The organism is Streptomyces sp. NRRL WC-3626 (genome assembly GCF_000718785.1).
Taxonomy (GTDB): Bacteria; Actinomycetota; Actinomycetes; order Streptomycetales; family Streptomycetaceae; genus Streptomyces; species Streptomyces edwardsiae.
This window is the reverse complement of the sequence record NZ_JOCA01000038.1, coordinates 23,842-30,580: the sequence shown is the minus strand read 5'-3', so window position 1 is coordinate 30,580 and position 6,739 is coordinate 23,842. Positions and strand designations below refer to the sequence as shown.

5 protein-coding genes are annotated in these 6,739 nt (G+C 73.1%); 2 read left to right on the top strand and 3 right to left on the bottom strand.

Annotated elements, in window-relative coordinates:
- Positions 1-209: 209 nt before the first annotated feature.
- Complete coding sequence (locus tag IF28_RS0135215; protein ID WP_037894732.1) at positions 210-1,454, top strand: MFS transporter; 1,245 nt, start codon at positions 210-212, stop codon at positions 1,452-1,454.
- A gap of 37 nt (positions 1,455-1,491) precedes the next feature.
- Here the strand turns inward: IF28_RS0135215 and IF28_RS0135210 are convergent, their stop codons facing one another.
- Entirely contained in the window at positions 1,492-3,336 is a 1,845-nt protein-coding gene (locus IF28_RS0135210; protein WP_030229359.1) for a S9 family peptidase, read from the bottom strand.
- Between the two features lie 158 nt (positions 3,337-3,494).
- Here IF28_RS0135210 and IF28_RS0135205 point away from each other — a divergent pair, with 158 nt between their 5' ends.
- Positions 3,495-4,301 carry an SURF1 family protein gene (locus IF28_RS0135205; protein WP_030229358.1) on the top strand — a complete coding sequence of 269 codons (807 nt, stop codon included), beginning with the start codon at positions 3,495-3,497 and terminating at the stop codon, positions 4,299-4,301.
- Positions 4,302-4,359: 58 nt separating this feature from the next.
- Here the strand turns inward: IF28_RS0135205 and IF28_RS36725 are convergent, their stop codons facing one another.
- The gene (locus IF28_RS36725; RefSeq protein WP_030229357.1) at positions 4,360-5,697 is read right to left on the bottom strand and encodes a hypothetical protein; all 1,338 of its coding nucleotides are present in this window, start codon (positions 5,695-5,697) and stop codon (positions 4,360-4,362) included.
- Positions 5,694-6,269, bottom strand: a complete 576-nt coding sequence (locus IF28_RS0135195; RefSeq protein ID WP_030229356.1) for a SigE family RNA polymerase sigma factor — start codon at positions 6,267-6,269, stop codon at positions 5,694-5,696. The genes IF28_RS36725 and IF28_RS0135195 overlap by 4 nt, the downstream gene beginning before the upstream one ends.
- Between the last annotated feature and the right edge of the window lie 470 nt (positions 6,270-6,739).

Here is a 6,739-nt window from a genome sequence, read left to right as displayed (position 1 = left end):
GGTTGGCGGAGTTGTTGGGGCGGCGGGCTCGGCGGGGGGTTTAGCGGGGGGCGGTTTCACTTACCCGCGTTCGCGGGGTGCCGCTGCGCCCACCCGTGCCGCCCCAGCGGCACGACTGCCCGCAGCTACGGCGGCATGAGGGGTCGGTGCGGCACGACTGCCCGCAGCTACGGCGGCATGAGGGGTCGGTGCGGCACTATTGCCCGCAGTTGTGGCGGAGTGGAGGGTTTGTGCGGGGGTTTGGGTGGTTGTGGGGGGCCTATGCCGTCAGTACGTATGGGACCTGGGTGGCGTTCGGGGCGTTTCCGTTTCTCGCGGTTCGGGTGTTGGGGGCTTCCGCGTTCGAGGTGGCCCTGCTGGATGCCGTGGGGCTGGCGGTTGCCGCCGTCGTCGCGTTTCCGCTGGGGCCGTGGGTCGATCACCGGGCCAAGCGGCCGGTGATGATCGGGACGGATGTCGCGCGGTTCCTCGCGATGGCGAGCGTGCCGGCCGCGTACGTCCTCGGTGTGCTGTCCTACGGGCAGCTGCTCGTCGTCTCGGTCGTCTGCGGCACCGCGAACATCGCCTTCACCGCCGCGTCCGGCGCCTATCTGAAGTACCTCGTCCGCGGCGATCTCCTGCTCGTCGCGAACGGGAGGTTCGAGGGCACGAACTGGGCGGCGACCGCCGTCGGCCCGCCCCTCGGCGGCGCCCTCATCGGCATGTTCGGCCCGGTCGTCACCGTCCTCGCCAACGCCGTCAGCTATCTGCTGTCCGCGCTCGGCATCCTCCGTATCCGCGAGGGCGACATCGCCGCGCCCCGCGATCCCGCCGCCGGGTCGCGCGCGGCCGGGCTGCTCGACGGCTGGCGGTTCATCCGCCGAGACCGCGTGCTGTGGCGGCTGTTCCTCAACTCGACCCTGGTCGGCGGCCTGATCATGGCCGCCTCCCCGGTCCTGGCCGTCCTCCTGCTGGACACGTACCACTTCCCGGCCTGGCAGTACGGTCTCGCCTTCGGGATCCCGGCGCTCGGCGGCTTCGTGGGCGCCCGTCTCTCCCCGCGCCTCGTGCGGCGCCACGGGCAGCACCGGATCATGGCCGTGTCCGGCTGGCTGCGATCACTGTTCCCGCTCGGTCTCGCGTTCGTCGGGCCCGGTCTCCCCGGACTCCTCACCGTGATCGTCGTCGAGGGCCTGCTGATCGCGTGCATGGGCGTCTTCAACCCCATCCACGCCACGGAACGCCTGCGCCGCACGCCCGTGGACCGCGCCGCCCGGGTGCTCAGCACCTGGAGTGTGAGCACCAAACTGGTGCAGGCCGCCCTCATGGTGATCTGGGGCGTCCTCGCCACCCTCACCGGCCCCCTCGCCGCGATCGCCGTGTCCGGCGTCCTCCTGCTCGCCACCCCGCTCCTGCTGCCCCGGCGGGTTCACCTGTCCGAACCCGCCCCCGCCCCTGCCGTACCGGCCGCATGACCCACCGCCATGCGGCCGCCGTAGGGCGGATGCCGCCCTACGGGAGGTGCCGTGCCGCGAAGTCGAGCTCCAGACGCACCTGCTTGATGCGCTCGTCGACCACCAGGGAGCCGTGGCCGGCGTCGTAGCGGTAGACCTCGTGCACCGCGTCGCGGGACTCCAGACGCTTGACGTAGTTCTCGATCTGCTGGAGGGGGCAGCGCGGGTCGTTGACCCCCGCCGAGATGTAGACCGGGGCCGTCACCTCGTCGACGTACGTGATCGGTGAGGACGCCTCGAAGCGGTCGGGGACCTGCTCCGGGGTGCCGCCGAGCAGCGTGCGGTCCATCGCCTTCAGCGCCTCCATCTCGTCGTGGTACGCCGTGACGTAGTCGGCGACCGGGACGGCCGCGATGCCCAGCGCCCACGCGTCGGGCCGGGTGCCGATGCCGAGCAGGGTGAGGTAGCCGCCCCAGGAGCCGCCGGTGAGGATCAGCCGGGCCGGGTCGGCGAGACCGGAGCCGATCGCCCACTCCCGCACCGCCGCGATGTCCTCCAGTTCGATCAGGCCCACCCGGTGCTTCAGCGCGTCCGTCCAGGCGCGGCCATAGCCCGTGGAACCCCGGTAGTTGACGCGGACCACCGCGTAGCCGTGGTCCACCCAGGCGGCCGGGCCGGCGGCGAAGGAGTCGCTGTCGTGCCAGGTGGGGCCGCCGTGGATGTCGAAGACCGTCGGGAGCGGGCCGGTGGCGCCGGCCGGCTTCTGGACCAGCGCGTGGATACGGCCGCCGGGCCCCTCCACCCACACGTCCTCCACCGGGACCGAGCCGGGCGACTTCATGCCGGGCGGGTCCAGGACCACGCCGCCCGCGGTGGACCGCACGGCCGGCGGTTCGGCCGCCGACGACCACAGGTACTCCACGCTGCCGTCGGGCCGGGCCGTCGCACCCGAGACCGCGCCGCGCGGGGTGGGGATCTCCACCAGCCGGCGCTCGCCCAGGTCGTACCGGAACAGCTCGCCGCGAGCCTCGAAGCCGTGCACGACGAGCAGACCCGTGCCGTCCGGACACCACTCGGCGCTCACGTCACCGGGCAGCTCCAGCGCGAGGTCCGTCTGCTCCCCCGTCGCCACGTCCCACACCAGCGGCTCCCAGCGTCCGCGCCGCTGATGCCCGATGAGCAGCCGGGTGTCGCCCTCGACCGGGGCGAAGCCCAGCACCTCCAGACCCAGCTCCTCGGTGCCGCCCCTGGTGTCGTCCAGCTCCGCCACCGTCGTACCGTCCGGGCGCATCACCCGCAGCGCCGAGTGCATCGCGTCGCCGTGCTCGGTGTGCTCCACCGCGATCAGCGAACCGTCGTGGGAGAGGTCCCCGACGCCCGCCGACTCGCGGTGCCGGTAGATCTCCACCGGCTCCTCGCCCGTACGGGCCAGGTGGATCGTCGTACCGTCCTCGTCCGTGGAACGGCCCACCACCGCCGTACGGCCGTCGCGGCCCAGGGCGAGACCGGCAGGGTAGGAGGCGTCCAGGCCCGGGGCCGCGAGCTCGTCCTCACCGCCCGCGAACGGCTGCCGGCGCCAGACGCCGAACTCGTCGCCGTCCTTGTCGTCGAACCACCAGATCCACTCGCCGTCCGGCGAGAGCACCCCGTCCGTCGTGCCGTTGGGCCGGTGTGTCACCTGCCGCTGCTCGCCGCTCGCCCGGTCCCAGGCGTACAGCTCGTACGTCCCCGTCGCGTTCGACACGAACAGGGAGCGGTCGGGGGCGTCCTCCGCCCAGTCGGGCAGGGACACCCTGGGCGCCCGGAAACGCTTCTCCCAGTCGGGCATGCCCGCGCCCTGTGCCACTCGCTCGGTCTGGTGGTCCGCCCGGTCCGGCGCGTCGGACCCGTTGCTCTCAGTCATGACCCCATACTGCCCGTCCCCGGGGGCATCGCGCCGCCGAGGTCCCCAGCCTGTGGACAACTTCTTCCCGATCTTTCACCGGCCGGACCTCCCCGCACGGCACCCACACGGCGACCCCGCGGGACGGGAACCAGGCGCGGGCCCGTACCGTTGAAGGCGTGTACCGGTTTCTGCTGACGCCCCGCTGGTGGGGGATCAACGTCTTCCTGCTGCTCGCCATCCCCTTCTGCATCTTCATGGGGTCCTGGCAGCTGGGCCGGTTCGAGGACCGGGTCGACGACCACCGCGACGCCGAGGCGCGGGTCGCCTCGGACAAGCGGGAGGAGGCCGGCCCGCTGGACGGCCTGCTGCCCGTGACCAAGGCCACCTCCGGCAAGCAGGCCACCGCGACCGGCCGGTACGACACCCAGCTCCTGGTGCCGGACCGTCAACTGGACGGCAAGGACGGCTACTACGTCCTCACCCTGCTGCACACCGACGCCGGCCGCGCGCTGCCCGTCGTACGGGGCTGGCTGCCCGGCGACCCCGACCCTGCCGAGGTGCCGCCGGCGCCCACCGGTGAGGTCACCGTCACCGGCGCGCTCCAGGCGTCCGAGACCCCGGGCAGCAACGGCGTCAGCGCCCGCGGCGGCCTGCCGGCCGGGCAGACGGCGGCGATCAGCTCGGCGTCCCTGGTGAACCTCGTGGAGTACGACGTCTACGACGCCTGGGTCACCCTCAACAACGGCGACTCCGGTATGAAGGCGGTCCCCGCGACCGCGCCCGGCGGCACCGGACTGGACCTGAAGGCGTTCCAGAACCTCGGCTACACCGCGGAGTGGTTCGCCTTCGTCGGCTTCGTGATCTTCATGTGGTTCCGTCTGTTCCGCCGTGAGCTGGAGCTCGCCCGCGACGCGGAACTGGGTCTGGTCCCGGAGGGGGACGAGCGGCCCGAGCCGGAGCGGTCGAGCCCGTCGGCCGTCTGACCGGTCCGACCCGGACGGGCGGGGCGCGACCCCGCCCGGCACACCGCCGCCGCCCCGGTCACACCGCCGTCAGCAGCCCCGTGAAGTACACCGTGCCCGCGCACGCGTTGCTCACCGTCGTGGTGGCCGAGCCCGAACCCGTGGGCGGCGTGTACGTGATGGCCACGCTGCCGTCGGCCGGGCCGCCGTCCGCCCTGACCAGCTGGGTGGTCGTACCGCTGTCGGTGCCCGTGGACGTCCCGGCCGTCGTGGTCGGGTCGCCGGTGGGTGTCGGGTCGGTCGAGGGGCCGCCGGAGCCGCCGCCCGTGGTGTCGCCCGGAGGGGCGCACGGCTCGGAGGGCACCCAGGCGAACTTCACCTCGTACGCCGCACCCGGCTTGAGCACCAGCGTCATCGACTCGAGGGAGGGGTCGGGCAGTCCGGCCGCCGCGTCGCCCGCCACATGCCGTGCCGAGGTCACCTTGGTGGCGTCGGCCACGCCCTGCGGGGCCGGGGCCATGAGGCCGGCGGACTCGACCGTGCAGCTCTCGACGGAGACGTTGGCGACCCGGAAGGAGCCGTAGACCGCGCCCGTGGTGTCGGGGGCGGCGAGGGACGCGGACGCCGGGCCCAGTTGGGCGGCGGTGCAGGCCGGGGTGTCGGCGGAGAGGCTGGACGAGGAGCCGCTCCCCTCCGTCGTGCCCGCGCCGGATCCGTTGGACTCGCCGGGCTTCCCCTTGTCGCCGGTGTCGCCCTTGTCGGTGCCCTCGACCTCGTCGGAGGCACCGCCCGCGGTGCTCTCGCCGTTGTCCTTGTCCTTGCCCTGACCGGTGCCGCCCTGCGCCTGCGAGGCGTGGCCGACCGTGGAGGGGTTGGCGTCGGAGCTCGATGTGCCCGAGACATGGACGAGGGCGGGCACGGCGGTGCCGAGGAACAGGGCGGCGGCCGCCATGCCGACGAGGGCCTGGCGCTTGCGGGCCCGGCGGACGGGGACGGCCCGGCGCAGATAGTCGAGGGTGCCGTCGTCCGGCTCCACCTCCTGGACCGCCTGGCGCAGCATGGCGCGCAGTGCCAGCTCGTCCGCGTCGAGCCCCTCGGAGCCCTGTTCGTCCAGGCCGTCGTTCACAGTTCCGTTCCCAGCGTGCGTGTGCTTCAGCTTGTGCCCGTCCCCGACCGCCGCCGCGCCCCCGAACGCACGGACGCTCCCGGACGCGCGTGCGTCCCCGGCGGCGGATTCGTCCCCGGACGACGCCGAGTCACCGGACGCGGGGGCCTCACCGGAGGCGGGCGCGTCCCCGGGCTCGGGCGGGCCCCCGGACGCCGCCGCGTCCTCGGATCCCCGCGTGGCGGAGGTGGTCCGGGGCTTTTGAGGGTCCGGGGCGGGTTCCTCGCGGCGTGCGTTCTCGGCGTCGCTCATGCCGGGGCCCCCATGGCCAGCCGTAGCGCCGCGATGCCGCGTGAGCCGTACGCCTTCACCGAGCCGAGCGAGATGCCGAGGGTCTCGGCGACCTGCGCCTCCGTCATGTCCGCGAAGTAGCGCAGCACCAGCACCTCGCGCTGACGGCGCTGCAGCCCCTTCATCGCCTTGATCAGGGAGTCGCGCTCCAACTGGTCGTAGGCGCCCTCCTCGGCGCTCGCCATGTCGGGCATGGGCTTGGAGAGCAGCTTCAGGCCGAGGATGCGGCGGCGCAGCGCGGAACGGGACAGGTTGACGACCGTCTGACGCAGATAGGCCAGGGTCTTCTCGGGGTCCCGGACGCGTTTGCGGGCCGAGTGGACCCGGATGAACGCCTCCTGGACGACGTCCTCGCAGGAGGCGGTGTCGTCGAGGAGGAGCGCGGCGAGGCCCAGCAGCGAGCGGTAGTGCGCCCGGTAGGTCTCGGTGAGATGGTCGACGGTGGTCCCGGCCGCCACGGCGTCGTCGGTGCCGTCACGCTGGCCGGGTATGCGGGTGGGGCGCGCTGCGGGCATGGGCGCGATCACCGGCATGCCGCCGCCGGACGCGCCGGACATGCGGGGTCGGCGGGCCTGACGGGGCGGCCGTAGGGCCGTGCCGCGCGGCGCTGTGAAGTCGAGTACCTCTGCCACGCCAGTTGGACACGCTTCCCCTCGTAAGGGTTGTACGCGCCGGGCGTCACTTTTGCTGCGGCCGGCGCGAGCGGCCGTCCGCCCTCGGGCAGTACCACCGACAGCATGCCAAATGCCCTCATGTGTCCCGCTCTTCCCCTGTGTCCCATATGAACGGGCGTCCCCACGCCCGGTTCCGGCCGTCCCCACGTCCGGAGAGCAGCGTCCCCACGCCACCCGATAGGGGTGAACGCAAAGACGCTCCCCGCCCTCCGCGCGGTTGCGGAGAACGGGGAGGTGAATCCTTGTGCAGGCTCTCGTCCAGGCCCGTACGGGCCCTGTTACATCCTCTGTCGCCGGAACGGCCTGATCAAGGGCTCGGGCCCCCGATC